Here is a 19,047-nt window from a genome sequence, read left to right as displayed (position 1 = left end):
CATGGGGCATACGCGCCTTTCGGTTCGCTTTGATCCGGAAGGGCTTTGCGTAGTTGTGCCACGCCATGTAGACGCAGAAGCGATTGAGCATATTGGCGACATTGCGGGAAAAGCAGTCGGTTTCACGCCTATGGGCTGCCTGATCCTTTCTGAGCTCGCGATCCATGTAGTTGGCGCCGAAGAGGGGATTGTACCAGGTGCGCGGTTCGGTGGAGTGCACGGTCAGATGCACCAGTCGATGGTCTGCATTCTGGAAGCGAAAGAGCGGATGGCTATACAGCGCTCTGCGATATTCCTTTTTTTCGTCGGTGATGAGGATGAGAGGCTGCCAAAGCTGGGGCATGCGTTCCTGGGCAAGGCGATCGAGCAGCTCCCGGAATGAGCGTTCGATGCTTCGAGGCTCAAAGGTACACGCACGATAGAGCAGGGACATTCTATGCTTTTGAGCCTCGGTGGTGTTGCCGGAACGGCGCAGGGTGGCATGGGTCGCGGCAAGGAAGAATTGAGAATCGGCGGTGACGGCGAGGGTGATGTTGTTGGGGAAGTACTGAGAGACATCGAAGGAGACAAAGCCATCGATGCAGACGGATTCATGGGGATTGGCATGGGGACGGAGCATGCTCTGGAGTGCGATGGCTTGACGGGCGAGTCGGTCGATACGGTTCTGGATGGTGCCGCACGAAGCAGAGAAGAATCGTGAGAGTGCGCGAATGCTCATGGAAGAGCTGAGCAGGGTTTCGATCTGGGGATAGGCGAGTTTGCGCTTGGCGAAGTAATCAAGGCTGAAGGTCTGGGTAGAGAAGTACTTACCGCAGGCTTGGCAGCGAAAGCGCTGGACCTTGCCGAAGGTTTTGGTCACATAGAAGCCAGCGGCGACGAACCAGCGTTCTTTCGGTGCGTGCTGATGATACGCACAGGCCGGGTTTGGGCAAAAATGAAAATGATGCATGAAGACCTCCTCTCCTTATAGACGCAAGAAAAGAGGCTTTCACTTCAAATTTATATGCAAGGTTCATGACACTATGGATTCTTTGCCGTGTGCTGCCCTGTATTCCTTCATCATTCGATGCTCTTCACTAAGCTCCGCGACGAGCTGGCCAAGCGGCCACTGGATGTTGGTCTCGGTCGACATGGCAAAAGCAACCTCCTGCATAGAAGGGCCGACAGATTTGACGGCACGCATGATGGCGAGGGCTTCTTCTTTTGTCATACCATACATAATGACGGCGCGGAAATCTTCCGGAATGGCAGGCAGCAATTGATCCAGCTCTTGCTCTTTCTCTTTCTGGCTCATACGCAAAGCCTACCAGAAACCGAAGCCCATGGAAAGGCAGTCTGCATACGCAATCTTCAGCGCATGTCGATTTGCCGGTGGGGTGTCTGATTTTGTATACTTAGGTATGAAAAAAAGAATTTCGTATCTCAAAGGAAACCATCACTATGAATTATGAACAGTTTACTCTGAAAGCGCAGGAAGCATTGCGCGATGCCGCTGCAATTGCACAGAAAAACGACCATGGCTCGATAGAACCGGAGCATCTTTTATCTGCTCTACTTGAGCAGGAAGGCGGCGTTGTCTCTTCAATATTGGAGCGATTGGGCGCAGATCGCGGGCGCCTCGATCGAGGACTGCAAGATCTCTTGAGCCACCTACCGAAAGCATATGGTGAAGCGACACAAGTATATTTCTCTCCTGCCCTGCAGAAGGTAGTCGCAAAGGCAGAAGGCGAATCCAAGGCAATGAAGGATGAGTACGTCGCGAGCGAACACTTGTTTCTCGCAATGCTCAGCGTCGAATCGCGGGCTGCCTCTCTCTTGAAGTCTGCAGGTATCACTCGGGAAGGAGTGCTCTCTGTTCTCAAATCGATTCGCGGCACCCAGAGCGCATCAGACGAGAACGCCGAAGAAAAGTACCAGGTGCTCGAGAAATATACGCGGGATCTCACGGCGCTTGCGCGATCCGGCAAGCTCGATCCTGTCATTGGACGGGACGAGGAGATCCGCCGTGTCATGCAAGTGCTCTCTAGACGCACTAAAAACAATCCCGTGCTCATCGGAGAGCCTGGCGTAGGGAAAACCGCTATCGTCGAAGGGCTGGCCCAGCGCATCATTTCTGGCGACGTGCCAGACAGCCTCAAGGATAAGAAGCTTCTTGCGCTTGACCTGGGGTCCCTCGTTGCAGGCAGCAAATTCCGCGGCGAGTTCGAAGAGCGCCTCAAAGCGGTAATAAGCGAGATTGTCAAATCTGAAGGCAAAATTATCCTTTTTATAGATGAATTGCATACGCTCGTCGGAGCAGGTGCTGCAGAAGGAGCGATGGATGCGTCCAACCTCCTCAAGCCAGCGCTGGCTCGAGGCGAGCTTAGGGCTATCGGCGCAACGACGCTCGATGAATACCGCAAGCATATCGAAAAGGATGCAGCGCTCGAACGCCGCTTCCAGCCTGTCTTCTGCGCTCCTCCGAGCGTCGAGGATACAATTGCGATTCTGCGCGGGCTTAAAGAGCGGTACGAAGTGCACCATGGGGTTCGCATACGGGATGATGCGCTGATTGCTGCTGCAGTGCTCTCGGATCGCTATATTACATCCAGATTCTTGCCGGACAAGGCGATCGATCTTGTCGATGAGGCAGCGTCGAGGCTCAAGATGGAAATCGAAAGCCAGCCCACCGAGCTCGATCAGATTCAGCGCAAGCTGATTCAGCTCCGCATGGAGGCCGATGCACTCAAAAAAGAGACAGACCCGGCTTCTGTCGAGCGGCGCGGAAAGCTCGAAAAGGAAATTGCCGATCTTTCCGAAAAGCGCGACGCGATGAATGCGCGCTGGCAGGACGAAAAACGTCTCATCGAGGAAATCCGCCAGCTCAAGCAGAGGATCGAAGAGTACAAGGTGGAGGTCGATCAGCTCGTCCGCGATGGGCAACTTGCGAAAGCCTCCGAAATCAAATATGGCAAGCTCGTCGACACCCAGCGCAAGCTGGAAGAGCTGTCGAAAAAAGTGCAGGAAGAAAAAGACAAGCCGCGGCTTTTGCGGGAAGAAGTGTCTGATGAGGATATCGCTCGTGTGGTTTCGCTCTGGACAGGTATCCCTGTCTCCAAAATGCTCTCGAGCGAGATGCAGAAATATGTCGAGCTCGAAAGCCAGCTGGCCAAGCGCGTGATAGGCCAGGAGAGAGCGCTGCGTGCCGTTGCGGATGCGATTCGACGCAATAGGGCGGGGCTTTCGGATCCTCGCAGGCCGTTAGGGTCCTTTCTTTTCCTTGGGCCGACCGGCGTCGGGAAAACCGAGCTTGCAAAAGCGCTCGCCGAGTTTCTGTTCAATGACGAGCGGGCACTTACGCGCATCGACATGAGCGAGTACATGGAAAAACATTCGGTTTCAAGGCTTATCGGTGCTCCTCCCGGCTATGTCGGCTATGAAGAGGGCGGCCAGTTGACCGAAGCGGTGCGCAGGCGGCCATATTCTGTCGTTCTGTTCGATGAGGTCGAAAAAGCGCATCCCGAAGTGTTCAATGTGCTCTTGCAGATGCTCGATGACGGGCGACTGACCGACGGGCAGGGAAGGGTGGTTGATTTCCGCAACGCAATCATCATTATGACGAGCAATATCGGCTCGGAATTCATCCTCGAGATGAAGAGCATGGACGAGATCCGCTCGCGGATCGACGAGCTTCTGAAGACCTACTTCAAGCCGGAATTCTTGAACCGCATCGATGAAGTTGTAGTGTTCGACAGGCTCGATGAAACGATGATCCGCAAGATCACCGATTTGAGGCTCGCCGAGCTTGCCCAAAGGCTTGCGGCAAGGTCTATCGCGCTCGAGGTGCACGAAGCAGCCAAGGACTACATTGCCAAAGAAGGCTTTGACAGGCAATTCGGCGCACGGCCGCTCAAGAGAGCAATCCAGAACCTGCTCGAAAATCCGATCGCCAAAAAATTGCTTGCGGGGGAAATACTCGAAGGCGATACCGTGACCGTGAGTCTCGCTGGCAGAGAGCTTGCAATCAGCACGAAGCGCCCAGCATGAGCGCGGTTTTCACCGATAGCCATGCGCACCTCGAGATAGTGTCGCAAAGGTTGGGTAAAGAAGTGTTAGAAGAGGTACTTGCGGCATATGGCAGAGCATTCGGAGCTGGCGCCCGCGCTGAGGAAGAGCCCGCGATTGTGCTCGATGTCGGCACTGAACCGGGAGACCTTGAAATGCGTCGTGCGCTGGTGCGTCAATGTGCTTCCCAGCGCAGCGCGCAGTTTGTGAAATTCAGCGCAGGTGTATGGCCGGGGCTGGAAGCCCTGGCCGACCCCGATTGCGCCATGAGCCTCCTCGAGCGCGATATCGAACGAGGTGTCGATGCAGTCGGCGAATGCGGACTCGACTATTACCATATGGCGGCAAGTCCCCAGGCACAGAAAGTGCTCTTCAGCGCCCAGATCGAGCTCGCTTTGCGCCATAGGCTGCCGCTTGTCGTGCATTCCAGAGAAGCATTCGAGGACACGCATTCGCTTGTGGCTCCCGCCGCGAGCCGCATCCCGGTGATCATTCACTGCTTTGGGTATGGGCCCGAAGAAGCGCGCGCATTTCTTGAATCCGGCTGCTTCATTTCATTTGCGGGAAATATGACCTATCCCAAAGCGAGCCGGCTCCGCGAGGCGCTTGCCCTTGTGCCGCCTGATCGGCTGTTGCTCGAAACTGACGCGCCCTATATGAATCCTGTGCCTCTGCGCGGAAAAGCTTCCAGTCCGCTTGATATCGCACGAACGTACGCATTGGCCTCTGAGCTTTTGCATATCGACATCGAGGAATTGCGCAAAAGAATAACAAAGAACCTGAACCGCATACTTGGCAACAGCCAATAAGCTCGCTAGGCTTGAAGACAATCGGGACAGAAGGTCTTCAAGGGGGCAATATGAGGCTGGTAACGCTGGTTGAAAATGTTGTGTACAATACGCAGCTCAGCGCCGAGCATGGGCTTTCGCTGTATATCGAATATGGCGGGCACAGAATTCTGTTCGATACTGGCCAAGGCGATCGGTTTCTGAAAAATGCAGAAGTTCTCGGCATCGATATTTCGCTTGTCGATGCGCTTGTCCTGAGCCATGGTCATTATGATCATGCTGGCGGCCTCGAGACATTCTGCAGGGCCAACAAGAATGCCAGAATATACATAAAAGCCGGATTTTTCGAGCCAAAATTCAACAAAGACAGAAAATTCATCGGAATACATTACAATGAATCGCTTTTTGCAGGCCGCCTCATAACCGTGAAATCCCGAACCGAGATTTTCCCTGGTCTGTACATCATGACCGATATTCCGATTACGAACGCGTGGGACACGCATTTCGAAGATCTCTATGTGCAAGGCGAGCACGGCCTTGTGCTCGACCAGTTCAACGACGAGCAGTTCCTTGTCTTGAAAGAAAATGGTGCAATTAGTGTCATTACCGGATGCGCTCACAGGGGAATATCGAATATTGTGCGAGCGGCGAAAAGCGCATTCGATTTGCCCGTTCGTCTTGTTCTGGGCGGTTTTCATCTGAGCAAATCGTCAGATGACATGGCAGACAGGCTGATTCAGGAACTCAGTACCTTCGATATAGAAAAGCTCGGCTGCTGCCACTGCACAGGTGTCGAGAAATACGCCCGAATAAAATCATTTTTCGGCGAGCGCGCCTTTTACAATTGCACGGGCACAGATTACGCAGGCACAGATTACAAGGGCGCAGAATACAAAAGCGCAGCGCCCTTGCAATAACGAAGCGGAGCTTGAATCATCATGAGCACGATAATTTTCTACATTTCGAAAATTCTGCGGCCTGTTGTGGCATCGCCCTTGTTCATTGCAATCATTTTCAGCACTATTGCTCTTTTTTTACTGCGGGCGAAAAGCCGGCTTCAGAGGGTCATTAAGGCACTCGCGCTGGTATTTCTGCTGCTGGTTGCGGTAATTTCGAAACCCTTTGTCGCAACAGGCCTTGCGAGGCTCTGGGAATATCCGCGTTCTGACCTGGACGATTGCCTTTCCAAGGGCCCATATGCCGCTATTGTCGTCCTTGGCGGGAGCCTGGATCCGGTTGCTTCCAAACCCGGCGCGATTGAAGGAAATGACTCCTTCGAGCGTCTCGTAGCCGCTGCAGAGCTCTATCGAAAAGGCGCTGCCCCGATTGTAATTGCGAGCGGGGGCACGGGCTCTCTTTCCTATGCGGACAGGCGTGAAGCTCCTTTCATGGCTGAGTTCCTGGAACTGATGGGTGTGCGCAGAAACGCGGTCGTTATTGAAGACAAGTCCAGGAACACCTTTGAAAATGCTGTATATTCCAAGGCATATCTTGAAAAGAGAGAGGGCAGCGGAAATGCGAAGCCTGGCCGCATTATCCTCGTTACTTCAGCTTGGCATCAGAGGCGGGCTTCCGCGATATTCCGCAAGGCTGGAATCGATTTTTATCCATATTCGGTGGACAGCCTCGTTGCACCCTTCATGCTTCCGTCTGATCTTTTTCCGGATGCATGGGCGCTGACGCGATCGACCCGAATCCTGATCGAAATGGCCGGATTTGTGGCTTACAGAATAATGGGGCGCTTGTAACCTCTTGTGGCCTTTGTCAATTATCGGGCTGGCTATTGTCCGGCAGTGCGTTTCAGAATTGCATCAATGCGGGCTGCTTCTTTGGAAAATTGCAGCGCTGGCTTTACGTATATAATCGGGGGCATAACATCTTTTTTCTCGATGAGCTGCGCAGCATTTCTGATTGCGGCAATGATGGCGCTATTGTTTTCTCCAATGGCGGCGAATAGATTCCTGGTGGGAATTCCTTGGCCAAGCCCGCGCAGATCTGCTGCAAGCTCTATATCCTTCATTTCTTGCGCCTTTTCGAGGGCAGTGCGGCTTCCTGCTGCGATCACCAGCAAGCTTGGCTTTTTGTCCTTGATCTGCGCGAGTGCCGAAAGCGCTTGCTCAAGCTTGTCTCCCGGCAGGTTCATATGATCGATATTGAAGGGCAAGAGAGCTTGGCCGTTATCAGAATCGCGCGCGCCTGCTGTTTCCATGGCTGTGCGAAAAGCCTCTACAAAAGCATCGAGGTCCGCTTCGCTTCTCCCTAAACCGCTCGAAAAAAGAATCGCTGCATTCACTTCGGTATTTCCATTTTTTCTCTCAATTCCGATTCGGTAGCCAGCAATGAGCCCAATTTGACGGTAAGCCCATTCGCTGTCCCACATGATGGCAAGAGTTCGTCCTGAGGGGGATTCGGCTAATTGTGCGATTTCCGGAAGAGCAGGCTCCGCACGCGAGAAAAGCGATACGCATGTACTGCCTTCATCCAATAGCTTCACAGGAAAAGCATGTGCAACCGCCGGGCTTGCGACAAAGATATGTGCCGAGGATGAAGTGGAGCCAGAGGGCCAGGATTGAGCGATTGATTGCGCAAGCGATTCTATTTTGCCTGGCTGTACCGGATACGAGAGATACGGACTAGTGGCTTTCGCAGCGGTTTTCGCAGCGCTAGAGGGAACAGGGAATTCCCGGACAAGCCTTGCAGATAGATCGGGATACACCAGCGCGAATGCTTCGTCGAGCATTGCGGATACTGGAGGATGGCTGCAGCCCGAAAGCAAGCCCAGACTGCCTGCAACAGCTAGAATGAAGCACAATGCTGCAAATGCGCTTCTGCGGAAACAGGCGTATGACTTCATTTCTTCCTTATTGATCCTTAGCCTGTTGCATAATCGCATGATTCTTTATATAACGACAATAACCTGCAGAAAAAAAATACTCTGCGGGCTTTCGGAGGAACATATGACGAGTTATAAAGAGCTTGGACTTGTTAACAGCAAGGAGCTTTTCCGCAAAGCGATGGAAGGGGGTTACGCCATCCCCGCATATAATTTCAACAACATGGAACAGCTGCAGGCCATCATTCAGGCCTGCGTGGAGACAAAGAGCCCGGTTATCCTGCAAGTTTCATCGGGTGCGCGCAAGTACGCGAACGCCACAATGCTCCGCTATATGGCCAAAGGTGCAGTCGAATACTCGAAAGAGCTTGGCTATGCAATTCCTATTGTTCTGCATCTTGACCATGGCGACAGCTTCGAGCTGTGCAAGGATTGCATAGAAAACGGTTTTTCCTCGGTCATGATCGACGGTTCGCACCTGCCATATGAGGAGAATGTGGCCCTGACCCGCAAAGTCTGCGAATTCGCCCATGCGCAGAAGGATTATGTCACTGTCGAAGGAGAGCTTGGTGTGCTTGCGGGAGTCGAAGATGATGTATCCGCCGAGCACAGCCATTATACTCGTCCGGAAGAAGTCGTGGATTTCGTCAGTAAAACAGGCGTCGACAGCCTCGCCATTTCCATTGGCACAAGCCATGGCCGCGCGAAGTTCAGGCCCGAACAGTGCACAAGAACTGCGGACGGCGTACTCATCCCGCCTCCCTTGCGTTTCGACATTCTCGAAGAAATCGAGAAGCGCATTCCCGGTTTCCCTATTGTCCTGCATGGCTCTTCTTCGGTGCCGGTAGAATATGTGCGCATGATCGAGCAGTACGGCGGAAAGCTGCCTGATTCAGTAGGAATTCCGGAGGAACAGCTCAGAAAGGCAGCGCGCAGCGCGGTCTGCAAGATCAACATCGATTCCGATGGACGCCTTGCAATGACTGCCATGATCCGCAAGGTTCTCTTCGAGCATCCGGAGGAATTCGATCCGCGCAAGTATCTTGGCCCCGCGCGCGATGAGCTCAAAAAGCTCTATATGCATAAAAACAGCGAGGTACTTGGCTCCGCAAACCGCGCCTGAGAAGCGTCTAAAAAGTACTGGGCAGCTTCGGAAATAGTTTTCCTGCGGGGCTTTACCTGCGGGAATGAGTATGCTAATATACGCCGCGCCTTTAGTCTGTCCGAACGACAGAAGGGTGGGAGGGTTCTTTCCTTTCCCCGTTAAGGAGAGAAACCTGCGGCAGAGGAGGCCAGTTGGCAGAGAAAGATTTGCGGATCAACGAACAGATCCGTGTGCGCGAAGTGCGTCTGATTGATGACAAGGGTGAGCAGAGAGGGATAGTTTCTACCCTCGAAGCATTGCGGATTGCGAGGGAAGCAGGGCTCGACCTTGTGGAAGTTGCCCCGCAGTCAGTTCCGCCTGTATGCAGGCTGCTCAATTATGGTAAGTACAAATTCGAGCAGGAAAAGAAAGTCAAGGATGCAAAAAAGCGAGCGAAGGTAACCGAACTCAAGGAAATCCGCATGCAGCCAAAGATAGCCGAGCATGATCTCGACTTCAAGGCCAACCACGTGCGGGAATTTCTCGAGGATGGCAACAAGGTAAAGGTGACCATTCGATTCCGCGGAAGAGAGCTCGCACATACGGAAATCGGCGAGGAGATCCTCAAGAGAATTCTTGCCAAGCTGGAAGGTGCCTTTGTTCTCGAGCGCCCGCCTTTGATGGAAGGACGATTTATGTCGATGGTTCTCCAGCCAAAGGCCGGTGCAGTAAAGAAACAGCCGGAAGGCGATACCGTAAATACCGCCTCGGGACCAGAACATTGATACAATAGAAGGATGGTGGATTATGCCCAAGATGAAAACAAAAAAAGCCGCTGCCAAGCGATTTACGCTCACCGCGAGCGGCAAGGTAAAATACAAGAAAATGAACTTGCGGCACATTCTTACAAAAAAGACGACCAAGCGCAAGAGAAACCTGAGAAAGGCCGGATTCCTCGATGTAGGTCCCGTGTACCAGATCAGGAAGAAACTCCTTCCCTATGGTTGATGAATAACTCGGAGGAAATAGGCTATGCCCAGAGCAGTAGACGGAACCAGAAGAAAAGATCACCGCAAAAAAATACTCAAACATGCCGAAGGCTTTTGGGGCCGCAGGCATTCCAACTATAAAGTCGCAAAGGATGCGGTTGCTAAGGCACTTTCGGATGCATACAAAGACAGGCGTGATAAAAAGGGCGTGTTCAGAAGACTCTGGATCGCTCGTATCAACGCGGCGTGCCGTATGAGAGATATCAGCTACAGCCGGTTTATTGAGGGCCTGTACAAAGCTGATGTATGCATTGACAGGAAAATGCTCGCCGATATCGCTGTACGCGATCCGGCAGCATTCGACGCAGTTGTGGAGAAGGCAAAAGCAGCCCTCCAGGGGTAAATGATGCTGAATCTTGAGCAGATCCGAGCGCTTGAATCGCGGGTTGAAAAAGCGGTTGTTCTCATTACCAAACTGAGACAGGAAAATGCGGACCTCGAAGCGCGGCTCGCGGACGTCCTGCGCTCCGCGGAACTGCTCAAGAATCAGAAAGAAGAGCTCGAGCGGCAGCTTGCGGCTCAAACGCGCGCAGCGAACGAGAGTAGTTCCCGTCTTGAGGGCCTCATTGCGCGAGCGAAGGAAGCAGAAGAAAAAGCTGCCAATGCCGAACTCAAAGCCGCCGAGGCAGAAGAGCGCGCTGCCGCGATGGAACGCAAAGCCCAGGCTGCTGACGACGAAATTTCCCACTACAGAGAACGCGCCCTGACTGCCGAGCGCCGCGTCGCCGAGCTTGAATCCAAGGCAGAAGAACTCCGCACCGAGCAGGAGCGCATCGAACAGGGCCTTATGCACGCGCTGTCCAAACTCGATTCGTTCGAGGATATGGTGCTCGAAATGTCGCTTGGCGCAGGCGCGCGATCCGAAAGCGCAGTAAAGCCGGAAGCGCAGCATATTGCGGCGCCGCTGCAAGATGTTGGCCAGGAATCCGACGAACAGGCCGCATCAGACATTTCTGAACCTGATTCAGGAGGGGGAGAGAAAGAGGAGCCGGACGACAATTCCTCGCCGGACCTCAAATCCCGGGATGCCCCCTTTCGCGGAGGCGAAAATGAGCTCGATATCTTCTGATCAGCGCATGCATATCGAGATTCTTGGGCAGTCTTTTTCTATAAAGACTGATGACAGCCCCGAATATATCCAGAGCCTGGTGAGCGAGCTGAAACAGCGGTATGCAGTAATTTCGACAAGAATGGGTGTTGCGGACCCGCTGCGCGTTGCGATTCTCGCGGGGCTTTTTCTGCTGGATGATCTGAAAAAGACGCAGGGACAGAAGCTTTCTGGCGCTGAAGCCCGCGAGAATACTTCAGCCCGATCCACGCTCAGCGAGCTCGACGAAGAACAGATACTAGCCCAGCTGGACAAACGGCTCGGAGAACTGGGCATTTGACGATTTATTCCATTCTACGAGGAGACCGCTAATGATTATGCCGCTTGAAGCTCTTATAAACTATTCCGGCAATTCCTATGAGCTTGCTGCTGCCGTATCGATGCGCGCATATCAGCTTGCCGTGCTGCAAACCCCGGAAGTGGAGAAGAATAACGGCAAAGTCGTTTCCATGGCCACTCAGGAAATCCTTGACAAAACCATTGGCTACAAACTGCTTGCCGGTTGATGCAGTCATTCTTGCGGGGCCGACAGCCTCCGGAAAGACTGATCTTTTGGATTCAATGTTCGGAGCCGGGGTGGCTGAATGGCTGCCTCGGCTTCGTGACGCATGGAGCATTGACCTACAATCTGTGCATGTACTCTCTGCCGATTCCATGCAGGCATATCGATTCATGGATATCGGCACTGCAAAGCCGGATTCTGGACTCAAAAAGCGGCTTGTGCATCATCTCATCGATATAAAGAATCCTGATGAGCAATATACTGCCGGAGAATTCGTGGCCAGGGCGGATGCGCTCTGCACAGAGCTCACAGAACAACACATTTTGCCTGTCGTGAGTGGTGGCACTGGTTTCTATCTCATGAATTTCATCTGCGGCTTGCCTTCGGCGCCGCCAAGCTCGCCCGAGATCCGTGCGCAGGTGGCACAGGAACTGGAGCACGCAGGTACTGCTGCATTGCGAGCCGAGCTTGCGCGCGCTGATCCGGAAATTGCAGCAAAAATCCATGAACACGATGTGTACCGGCTCACGCGGGCTGTGGAAATTCTGCGCTCATCAGGCAAGCCTCCCAGTTTTTTTGCGCCGCAAAAGGTGCCGCGGCAAGGCAAACGATTTGTGGTCCTTGGTGTGACCAGACCTCGCGATGAACTACTTCTGCGCATTCATGCACGGGTTGAGGCCATGATGAAAGCCGGGCTTGCAGAAGAAGTTGCCCAGCTGGTGGCGCGAGGCTATAGCCGCGAGGATCCGGGTATGCAAGCGATTGGCTACCGCGAATTTTTTGAATTGTCAGGCCGTCCTCTCGAGACAATTTCTGAGGCAATCGAGCTCCATACGCGCCAATACGCAAAGCGCCAGATGACCTTTTTCCGCGCGCTGCCTGGCATCCAGTGGATTGCGCCGGAGCCTGAGCAGCTTTTCCGGGCGCTTGCAGAAACCGCAAACTAGGCTGGTTCAGCACATTTCCGCCTTCCCTAGACAATCTAGAGAGTCGCGCGCTATAGTGGCTTCGATGAACGCCCCAATCCTCATGACAATTTTCTTTTCCATCTTGCCGATCTCCGAACTGAGAGGCGCAATCCCGTATGCGGTGTACCAGGGCCTTCCGATTCTTGCGGCTGCCGCCATTTCGATTGCTGCGAATATATGTGTACCGCTCATCGCTTTTTTGTTCTTGAATAGCATCCATAAGCTTTTGTACAAGTTTTCTCCATACAGAAGTTTTTTTGATCGCGTTGTGGAGCGGACAAGAAAGAAAGTGCATGCAAAAGTGGAAAAGTACGGCTATTGGGGATTACTTCTTTTTGTCGCCATCCCCTTCCCGGTAACCGGAGCATGGACGGGTGCATTGGGCGCATGGATTCTCGGGCTTTCGTACAAGAAAGCCTTTTTCGCGATTGCAGGCGGTGTTCTGGTGGCTGGTGTGATAGTGAGCATTCTCGTCGCGCTGTGGGGCGCCGGGACGCAGACAATATTCTTCAAAACAATGCATTGAAATACGCGTAGATAAAGAAATAATCAACCATGGATATCGATTTTCGCTCAGAACTGGATCCGGAGCAGTATGCAGCGGTGACGGCAGCCGAAGGGCCAGTGCTTATCATCGCTGGAGCGGGATCTGGCAAGACAAGGGTCATTACTTACAGGATTGCCTACCTCCTTGCGCGGGGCGTTCCTCAGGAAGCAATCCTTGCCCTTACCTTTACGAACAAAGCCGCCAAGGAAATGGTCGAGCGCGCTCATTCGCTCACTGGACTTGCGCTTAAGAACCTGATGGTCTCTACCTTCCACTCGTTTGGTGCATGGATGCTGCGGAAAGAAGCTGCAGTGCTTGGCTACCGACCCAATTTCAGCATCTATGACGAACAGGACAGAACGCGTGCGATCCGCGAATGCGCGCACGAACTAGGTATAGCGGCTGAAAATCTTGATCCAGTAAGGCTTTCCCAGCTCTTTTCAGCACTGCGATCTGGATACGGAAAACCGGGCGAACTTTCCCAGCGAGAGCTCGAACTCTATGCTTTGTATCGAAAAACACTCAAAATTTACAATGCAATGGATTTTGATGACCTTATCGCACTGCCACTCGAATTGCTGCAGGAACACGAAGAGGTTAGAGAGAAATATCGCTCGCGCTTCCGCTACATCATGATCGACGAGTTTCAGGACACGTCGCTTCAGCAATATGAGTTTATTCAGCAATTAGAAAGCGGAAATATCTGTGTCGTGGGCGACGATGATCAATCGATTTATTCCTGGCGGGGCGCTGATTACCGCAATATCGAGCGCTTCGAAACCGACCATCCGGGTTTTGTGGAAATAAAGCTCGAAAGGAATTATCGTTCGACCGGCAGCATTCTCACTGCGGCGAATACGGTTATCGCCCACAATGTGAGGCGCAAGAAAAAAGAGCTCTGGTCGCCTCAAGGAACCCATGGCACCCCGATTTCCTTCTTCGAAGCTGAAGACGATGACGCCGAGGCTGAGAAAATCATCGAAAAAATCAGAGAGCTTCGTTTCAGCGAACATGCCGATTGGGAAAATTTCGGCATTCTGGTTCGTACCAATGCACTTGCGGATGCCATCGAGGATTCGCTTGTCGAACATAATATTCCCTACCGGGTTGCAGGAGGGCCATCTTTCTATCAACGCAGGGAGATAAAGGACATTATCGCCTACCTCAAAGCAGCGGCGAATCCCGATGATGATGTCTCTGTGCTCCGGGTTTTAAATGTACCGCGCCGGGGAATTGGCAGGGCAACAGTCGAATATCTTTCGAATATTGCAAAGGCACATTCCACTTCTTTGCATCATGCGGCGGAAGCAGCGCGTCAGGCTGTTTTCGCGCCCAAAGAAAGCCACATGCAGAAAGCGCTGGCCGAGGTATTTTCTTTTTTTGATTATCTTGGAGAACTGAGAAGCGCCCTGCTCGAAAAAGGAATTTTAGTGTCAAGAGCAATTCGCACAATCGTAGAAGATGTAGGGTACTGGCAATACCTCCTGGACGAGCATAAAAAGAACGATAAAGCGGCTGTCTGGAAATTCCGCAACATTGAATTGCTCGCTGCATCCGCCGAGCGATGGGAAAAGGACCCTGACACTTTCGAAAAAGGCATTTTTGCATACCTTGCCCGCATTTCCCTTACTGTGCGCGACGATGCGAACGAGGAGGAGGGGCGCCTCAGCTTGCTTACCATACATGCAGCAAAAGGGCTCGAATTTGACTATGTTTTCATTCCGGGCTGTGAAAACGGCATTCTTCCGCATGCTCGCTCTCTTGAAGAAGGAGGAGGGGATATCGAAGAAGAGCGCCGGCTATTTTATGTAGCAGTCACCCGCGCGAAAAAGCAATTGTTTCTGAGCCGTGCTCTGCATCGAAAGAAAAATGGCTCATTGCAGGAGACACTGCCTTCCCCTTTCCTGAGCGAGCTTCCGCAGAATCTGATGGTGATGGCTGACGCACAAAAGCCGGCGGTCAGCGAAGAAGATCTTAAAAAAGAATTTTTCAGCCGTCTGAAATCGAGGCTTGGCGCCTAAGCTTGCTGTGTGGCTGAAAGCTCTGTCTGTGTGCGCGCTGCATCAAGCTTTATCCATGTGAGCTCGTGCTTGTTGTGCCAAAGGTGCACAACTCGCGAGCCAGGAACAGATGCGAATTTGAGGGTTGTCGCCCGATCATAGGTATTGCCCTGCATTTTGATAGTGCAGATATAGTTTTTTGCCAAGCCCGAGGCAAGCCATTTCGAAATCCATTGCCACAATGCTTCGGGATAGCAGATGACATCCGAACAGAGCCAATCCACGCGGCCGATATCTTCCGGCTTGAGCGTGAATGCATCGTGTTTCATCCATTCGACATTGGGCATTTGAGCGATCCGCGGCTCCAGAGGTGCCCTGTCGACAGAGAGCACATGTGCTCCGAGCGAGGCCAGCACCCATGTCCAACCACCGGGACTTGCGCCCGCATCGAGGCAGCGCTCGCCCGGACGAGGCATTTTGCCAGCGAGGATAAGGGCTTCCCATAATTTCCGGTACGCACGCGAGGGAGGATCGTTTTTGTTTTCTTCGAATTCGAAGGCTCCGCCGGGGAAAGGATTTGAGCATTTTGCTGAACCCAGGATCAGATGCTCGTCGAGAAGCGTAAACGCGCCCATAGGCGCACTCGGCAGTTCAAAAGGAAAGCGCCGGGGCTTTGTCGGAATATGCGGCAACTGCTCGGAAATGAGCACGGTGCGGCGCGCAAACCGAACAGGGACAGAACTCCAGTTCCGCTGAATAGCCTTCAGCGTTCGCGCGGCTTCGGAAATCGAACCGAACTCGAGAAGAAAAGGCTCAACCCATACATTCCGTGTCCAGAAAACCGGGTGCGATGCCAGATCGAATGGCGCTTTTCCGTTTTTGTTCCACGAGCTCACAAGCTCGCCGTCGACGCGGGTCACTGCAGGCACTTCTTCAAGAAGATGGCCCAAGAAACCGTCCGCTGCGTGAAAGATATAGCCGCTGACAAAATCCACGTGTTCATAATCGCTGAAATCGAGCCTTGAGGTCAACACAAGGCGCTGATATGATGAATCTATCCAGAATTTTGGTAGAGGTTGGTGCGGAACATGTCGGAAATTTCGCTTTTGAATGCGCTGGTGCATCATTTCGATGTCGTAGTGCGCGATCCTGTATGGGGTGATGTGCATATGGATGCGCCGCTGCACGCGCTTTTCCAGTCAAAAAGCTTTATGGTGCTCGATCGCATCCGCCAGCTAGGACCTGTTGCTCTTGTGTATCCCGGGGCAACGCATACGCGCAAAGCCCACAGTCTCGGGGTGTACTATATTGCGCGCCGCATGGCGCTCGCTCTTGTAGAAAAAGGCGAGATCGATTTTGTCAGCAAGACGGGCCTGCGATCTTTTCTGGTCGCTGCGCTGTGCCATGATATCGGGCATTTCCCTTATGCGCACTCATTGAAAGATTTGCCACTTTCTCGGCATGAAGCGCTTGCAGGCGAGATGATTGTTTCCGAACCTTTGCGCCAGTATGTATCCTCATGCGGCGCGGATCCCGAACAGACTGCAGCCATAATAGACCCCGACCGCTCTGCAGGCGAAAGCCGCGAAACCCTTCTTTTCAGGTCATTTCTGTCCGGCGTACTCGACCCGGATAAAATCGATTATCTCACGCGCGATGCATTCTATTGCGGTGTACCCTATGGCATTCAGGACGCCGACTATATCATGCGCCGCCTTGTCGTTCACGATGATCGGCTCGCAATCGATCTCAAGGGAGAGATGAGCATCGAGGCTCTAATTTTTGCGAAATACCAGATGTATCGTGCAGTCTACTGGCATCCTACAGTGCGAGCGGCCACTGCCATGGTAAGAAAAGCGGTGTATCTGGGTCTGGCAGAGGGAGTGCTCCAGCCAAACAGCTTGTATGGCCTTGATGACACAAGTTTCGGCCGTCTGATGAACCATAGCAAATTTGCGCCTTTCAAGCTTGCCCGCGAAGCTGAGGAGAAGCACATTTTCAGGCTTGCTGACGAACATGCTTTCGACGAAGAAAACCCTGTCCATGCGGATCTTCTGGATATCAGCAAACGGATTGATGCTGAGAGCACGCTCGCGCAGGCTGCTGAGCTGCCCGAAACCGATGTGGTGATCGACATCCCCGAGCGTATCAAGCTGGAAACCGATCTGATGGTGAAAATAGATGATCACTTTGAAGCTTTTGATCAGCGTTCGACCTTGTTCCAGCCCGAAACTGTAGCGAAGGTTGCGGGAGCCTTGCGCACGATCAGAGTGTACTTGAGGCCGCAGAGCAACCCCGATCTGAAAAAGATTCAAGCGCTTGTGCAGGCACTTCTGGGATGAATGCGATCCTTGCGGGAAAGCGCGAGCCGTGGTTTGAGCGGCTTTTGCTGCGCATGCAGGCAGCAATTACTCAATATTCGATGATTGGACGCGAAGATGGCATTCTTGTTGGGCTATCCGGAGGAAAAGATTCGCTTGCGTTGCTTGCATTGCTTGCAGTGTGGAACAGGGGAGTGCGGCCATTGCGCGCATGCTATGTAGAAAACCGTCAATTTCCTCAGAACAAGGGAAGCCTTGAAGCGCTTGGCACTTTTTGTGCGCTTTTGCGTGTGCCTTTCTCCATTCGCGAAATCGAGACTGACGTGCGCCTCGGCTGCTTCCCTTGTTCGCATGCGCGAAGAAAAGCTCTGGCGGAAGAAGCAGTTGAACGAGGCTGCACGCGCATCGCGATCGGACATACGAGAACGGATCTCGTACAGACCGCCATTCTGAATCTTGCTCATCATGGCACACTCCAGGGACTTTTGCCGATCCGCCAGTATTTCGAAAATGCATTCGCTGTGGTCCGCCCACTCATATTTCTCGATGAAACAGATATATGGCGTATCGTCCGCAGGCTCGATCTGCCAGTCCAGAAATCTTCCTGTCCACTTGCAGATAACAGCGAACGCGCCAAAGCAGCTGCCATACTCAAGGCTCTGGAATCCATGTATCCAGGCGCCGCTGCCAATATTGCCCGCGCTGCCAATAGTGCTCTCAACCTTGTGTAAAAACTTGAAGTAAAGAGGGTAGATTTGCGCGAATACCTCTATGACCGCCCCTGCGGTCAAGGAGGGTATTCGTGCACTGGTTTGCCTTTTGTCCCAATCCGGACTGTTCCTACCATCATGAGGCGCCAAGTACGCCCTGGGCCTATGCGATTGGCTGGTATGCTACCAAGGCCTTCGGGAAGGTGCGCCGGTTCCGTTGTACGCGCTGCGGAAAAAGCTTTTCCACCCAGACGTACTCGACGCACTACTACCTGAAGCGCATTGTCTCGTACCGGGATGTGCTCTATAGGCTGGTAGGCGGGGAGAGCCTAAGGGGGATGAGTCGCGCGCTCGGGTGCTCGCTTTCGCTGCTTACGAATCGTATCGACCGACTGGCCCGCCAGGGTATTGCACTCCACGCCCGGATGCTGCGCTCACGGCGGGGCAAGGAAGACATCTGTATCGACGGCTTTGTCTCCTTCGACTGCTCGCAGTACTTCCCGAGCGAAATCCCCATTGCGGTGGGACGGACAAGCGGCTTCGTGCTCGATGTCAGTCACTGCACACGAAAACGTTCAGGGAGCATGCGGCGGGACCAGAAGGCGAAGGCACAGGCGCTCTATTCGACGATTCGGCTCGAACGGGGTGGGATCGGCCGGTCATTCAGGGAGGTGCTGGCGACGAGCCTTGCTGTGCAGCCGCCACAGCCTCATAGGCCCTTCGTGCTGATCACCGATGAGAAGCCCGACTATGCGCGCCTCGTGCGGCGGCTTGCCGCCTACTGGGGTGAGGGAGGAGGGCGGCTCGTGCACCTGAGGATTGCTTCACACTTGCCACGGACGATCCACAATCCGCTCTTTTCTTCGAACTACACCGATCGCGAGCTCAGAAAGGACCTGGCGAACCACCATCGTGAGAGTGTCTGCTTCAACCGCAATGTCGCAAACGGCATGCTGCGCCTCTGGGCCTACCTTATGTGGCACAACTACTTAAAGCCCTACCGTATCCGCTGGCCGAAAGGCCGAAGACCCGCTACCCATGCCGAGGCGAGCGGCATCGATGCAACTGCGCTCGAGAACGTATATAGAAGCTT

At 53.2% G+C, this 19,047-nt stretch carries 21 protein-coding genes; 17 read left to right on the top strand and 4 right to left on the bottom strand.

What is annotated here, in order from left to right:
- Window positions 1-949, bottom strand: a 949-nt coding sequence (locus tag GAP13_RS10790) for a hypothetical protein (protein WP_158908328.1), incomplete at its 3' end; no start/stop codon positions are given.
- A gap of 63 nt (window positions 950-1,012) precedes the next feature.
- Window positions 1,013-1,294 carry a DUF3783 domain-containing protein gene (locus tag GAP13_RS10785; protein ID WP_158908327.1) on the bottom strand — a complete coding sequence of 94 codons (282 nt, stop codon included), beginning with the start codon at window positions 1,292-1,294 and terminating at the stop codon, window positions 1,013-1,015.
- 146 nt (window positions 1,295-1,440) lie between these two features.
- Between GAP13_RS10785 and clpB the strand changes: the two genes are divergently transcribed.
- From clpB to GAP13_RS10765, 4 genes are read left to right on the top strand one after another with little or no spacing between them, the layout of a single operon-like run.
- Window positions 1,441-4,026: an ATP-dependent chaperone ClpB gene (clpB, locus tag GAP13_RS10780; RefSeq protein ID WP_158908326.1), complete on the top strand. Its 2,586-nt coding sequence runs from the start codon at window positions 1,441-1,443 to the stop codon at window positions 4,024-4,026.
- Window positions 4,023-4,853 carry a TatD family hydrolase gene (locus tag GAP13_RS10775; protein ID WP_158908325.1) on the top strand — a complete coding sequence of 277 codons (831 nt, stop codon included), beginning with the start codon at window positions 4,023-4,025 and terminating at the stop codon, window positions 4,851-4,853. The genes clpB and GAP13_RS10775 overlap by 4 nt, the downstream gene beginning before the upstream one ends.
- Window positions 4,854-4,903: 50 nt before the next feature.
- Window positions 4,904-5,749 (top strand): MBL fold metallo-hydrolase, encoded by an 846-nt coding sequence (locus GAP13_RS10770; RefSeq protein WP_158908324.1) that lies wholly within the window; start codon window positions 4,904-4,906, stop codon window positions 5,747-5,749.
- A 21-nt stretch (window positions 5,750-5,770) separates the two neighbouring features.
- A complete protein-coding gene (locus tag GAP13_RS10765) occupies window positions 5,771-6,580 on the top strand; it encodes a YdcF family protein (protein WP_158908323.1) in 810 nt (269 codons plus the stop codon).
- A 32-nt stretch (window positions 6,581-6,612) separates the two neighbouring features.
- On the opposite strand, the gene GAP13_RS10760 is transcribed toward GAP13_RS10765, so the two are convergent.
- Window positions 6,613-7,686 carry a hypothetical protein gene (locus GAP13_RS10760; protein WP_158908322.1) on the bottom strand — a complete coding sequence of 358 codons (1,074 nt, stop codon included), beginning with the start codon at window positions 7,684-7,686 and terminating at the stop codon, window positions 6,613-6,615.
- 103 nt (window positions 7,687-7,789) lie between these two features.
- On the opposite strand from GAP13_RS10760, the gene GAP13_RS10755 reads away from it, so the two are divergent.
- The 10 genes from GAP13_RS10755 to GAP13_RS10710 all read left to right on the top strand — a co-directional run bounded on the left by GAP13_RS10755 (window position 7,790) and on the right by GAP13_RS10710 (window position 14,944).
- The gene (locus GAP13_RS10755; RefSeq protein WP_158908321.1) at window positions 7,790-8,788 is read left to right on the top strand and encodes a class II fructose-bisphosphate aldolase; all 999 of its coding nucleotides are present in this window, start codon (window positions 7,790-7,792) and stop codon (window positions 8,786-8,788) included.
- 173 nt (window positions 8,789-8,961) lie between these two features.
- Window positions 8,962-9,534 carry a translation initiation factor IF-3 gene (infC, locus tag GAP13_RS10750; protein WP_158908320.1) on the top strand — a complete coding sequence of 191 codons (573 nt, stop codon included), beginning with the start codon at window positions 8,962-8,964 and terminating at the stop codon, window positions 9,532-9,534.
- Between the two features lie 22 nt (window positions 9,535-9,556).
- Window positions 9,557-9,757, top strand: coding sequence for a 50S ribosomal protein L35 (rpmI, locus tag GAP13_RS10745; protein WP_158908319.1), 201 nt, complete (start codon window positions 9,557-9,559; stop codon window positions 9,755-9,757).
- A gap of 24 nt (window positions 9,758-9,781) precedes the next feature.
- Complete coding sequence (gene rplT, locus GAP13_RS10740; RefSeq protein WP_158908318.1) at window positions 9,782-10,141, top strand: 50S ribosomal protein L20; 360 nt, start codon at window positions 9,782-9,784, stop codon at window positions 10,139-10,141.
- 3 nt (window positions 10,142-10,144) lie between these two features.
- Window positions 10,145-10,867 carry a coiled-coil domain-containing protein gene (locus GAP13_RS10735; RefSeq protein WP_158908317.1) on the top strand — a complete coding sequence of 241 codons (723 nt, stop codon included), beginning with the start codon at window positions 10,145-10,147 and terminating at the stop codon, window positions 10,865-10,867.
- A complete protein-coding gene (locus tag GAP13_RS10730; RefSeq protein WP_158908316.1) occupies window positions 10,848-11,186 on the top strand; it encodes a cell division protein ZapA in 339 nt (112 codons plus the stop codon). The genes GAP13_RS10735 and GAP13_RS10730 overlap by 20 nt, the downstream gene beginning before the upstream one ends.
- Window positions 11,187-11,217: 31 nt before the next feature.
- Window positions 11,218-11,412: a DNA-directed RNA polymerase subunit omega gene (locus GAP13_RS10725; protein WP_158908315.1), complete on the top strand. Its 195-nt coding sequence runs from the start codon at window positions 11,218-11,220 to the stop codon at window positions 11,410-11,412.
- Complete coding sequence (miaA, locus tag GAP13_RS10720; protein WP_241864347.1) at window positions 11,375-12,355, top strand: tRNA (adenosine(37)-N6)-dimethylallyltransferase MiaA; 981 nt, start codon at window positions 11,375-11,377, stop codon at window positions 12,353-12,355. Before GAP13_RS10725 ends, miaA begins: the two co-directional genes overlap by 38 nt.
- 64 nt (window positions 12,356-12,419) lie before the next feature.
- Window positions 12,420-12,902, top strand: coding sequence for a COG2426 family protein (locus GAP13_RS10715; protein WP_158908314.1), 483 nt, complete (start codon window positions 12,420-12,422; stop codon window positions 12,900-12,902).
- 29 nt (window positions 12,903-12,931) lie between these two features.
- Entirely contained in the window at window positions 12,932-14,944 is a 2,013-nt protein-coding gene (locus GAP13_RS10710) for an ATP-dependent helicase (RefSeq protein WP_158908313.1), read from the top strand.
- Here the strand turns inward: GAP13_RS10710 and GAP13_RS10705 are convergent.
- Complete coding sequence (locus tag GAP13_RS10705; RefSeq protein ID WP_241864346.1) at window positions 14,941-15,957, bottom strand: SAM-dependent methyltransferase; 1,017 nt, start codon at window positions 15,955-15,957, stop codon at window positions 14,941-14,943. The genes GAP13_RS10710 and GAP13_RS10705 overlap by 4 nt on opposite strands.
- Window positions 15,958-16,011: 54 nt before the next feature.
- On the opposite strand from GAP13_RS10705, the gene GAP13_RS10700 reads away from it, so the two are divergent.
- From GAP13_RS10700 to GAP13_RS10690, 3 genes are all read left to right on the top strand, one after another.
- Complete coding sequence (locus tag GAP13_RS10700) at window positions 16,012-17,265, top strand: HD domain-containing protein (protein ID WP_158908312.1); 1,254 nt, start codon at window positions 16,012-16,014, stop codon at window positions 17,263-17,265.
- Window positions 17,262-17,975: a tRNA lysidine(34) synthetase gene (locus GAP13_RS10695; protein WP_158908311.1), complete on the top strand. Its 714-nt coding sequence runs from the start codon at window positions 17,262-17,264 to the stop codon at window positions 17,973-17,975. The genes GAP13_RS10700 and GAP13_RS10695 overlap by 4 nt, the downstream gene beginning before the upstream one ends.
- A 71-nt stretch (window positions 17,976-18,046) precedes the next feature.
- The coding region (locus tag GAP13_RS10690) for a hypothetical protein (RefSeq protein WP_158908310.1) at window positions 18,047-19,047 on the top strand (1,001 nt) is incomplete at its 3' end.

The organism is Rectinema subterraneum, from assembly GCA_009768935.1.
Lineage (GTDB): Bacteria > Spirochaetota > Spirochaetia > Treponematales > Rectinemataceae > Rectinema > Rectinema subterraneum.
Note: the sequence above shows the minus strand (reverse complement) of the source record. Positions and strands in the feature narration are given on the sequence as shown.

Excerpts from the sequence above, each read along its gene's own strand:
- GAP13_RS10760 (WP_158908322.1), bottom strand. The coding sequence starts at position 7,686 with ATGAAGTCATACGCCTGTTTCCGCAGAAGCGCATTTGCAGCATTGTGC.
- GAP13_RS10715 (WP_158908314.1), top strand. The coding sequence starts at position 12,420 with ATGAACGCCCCAATCCTCATGACAATTTTCTTTTCCATCTTGCCGATC.
- GAP13_RS10775 (WP_158908325.1), top strand. The coding sequence starts at position 4,023 with ATGAGCGCGGTTTTCACCGATAGCCATGCGCACCTCGAGATAGTGTCG.
- rplT (WP_158908318.1), top strand. The coding sequence starts at position 9,782 with ATGCCCAGAGCAGTAGACGGAACCAGAAGAAAAGATCACCGCAAAAAA.
- GAP13_RS10785 (WP_158908327.1), bottom strand. The coding sequence starts at position 1,294 with ATGAGCCAGAAAGAGAAAGAGCAAGAGCTGGATCAATTGCTGCCTGCC.
- GAP13_RS10725 (WP_158908315.1), top strand. The coding sequence starts at position 11,218 with ATGATTATGCCGCTTGAAGCTCTTATAAACTATTCCGGCAATTCCTAT.
- clpB (WP_158908326.1), top strand. The coding sequence starts at position 1,441 with ATGAATTATGAACAGTTTACTCTGAAAGCGCAGGAAGCATTGCGCGAT.
- GAP13_RS10770 (WP_158908324.1), top strand. The coding sequence starts at position 4,904 with ATGAGGCTGGTAACGCTGGTTGAAAATGTTGTGTACAATACGCAGCTC.
- rpmI (WP_158908319.1), top strand. The coding sequence starts at position 9,557 with ATGCCCAAGATGAAAACAAAAAAAGCCGCTGCCAAGCGATTTACGCTC.
- GAP13_RS10700 (WP_158908312.1), top strand. The coding sequence starts at position 16,012 with ATGTCGGAAATTTCGCTTTTGAATGCGCTGGTGCATCATTTCGATGTC.
- GAP13_RS10765 (WP_158908323.1), top strand. The coding sequence starts at position 5,771 with ATGAGCACGATAATTTTCTACATTTCGAAAATTCTGCGGCCTGTTGTG.
- GAP13_RS10755 (WP_158908321.1), top strand. The coding sequence starts at position 7,790 with ATGACGAGTTATAAAGAGCTTGGACTTGTTAACAGCAAGGAGCTTTTC.
- GAP13_RS10695 (WP_158908311.1), top strand. The coding sequence starts at position 17,262 with ATGAATGCGATCCTTGCGGGAAAGCGCGAGCCGTGGTTTGAGCGGCTT.
- GAP13_RS10710 (WP_158908313.1), top strand. The coding sequence starts at position 12,932 with ATGGATATCGATTTTCGCTCAGAACTGGATCCGGAGCAGTATGCAGCG.
- GAP13_RS10730 (WP_158908316.1), top strand. The coding sequence starts at position 10,848 with ATGAGCTCGATATCTTCTGATCAGCGCATGCATATCGAGATTCTTGGG.
- GAP13_RS10735 (WP_158908317.1), top strand. The coding sequence starts at position 10,145 with ATGCTGAATCTTGAGCAGATCCGAGCGCTTGAATCGCGGGTTGAAAAA.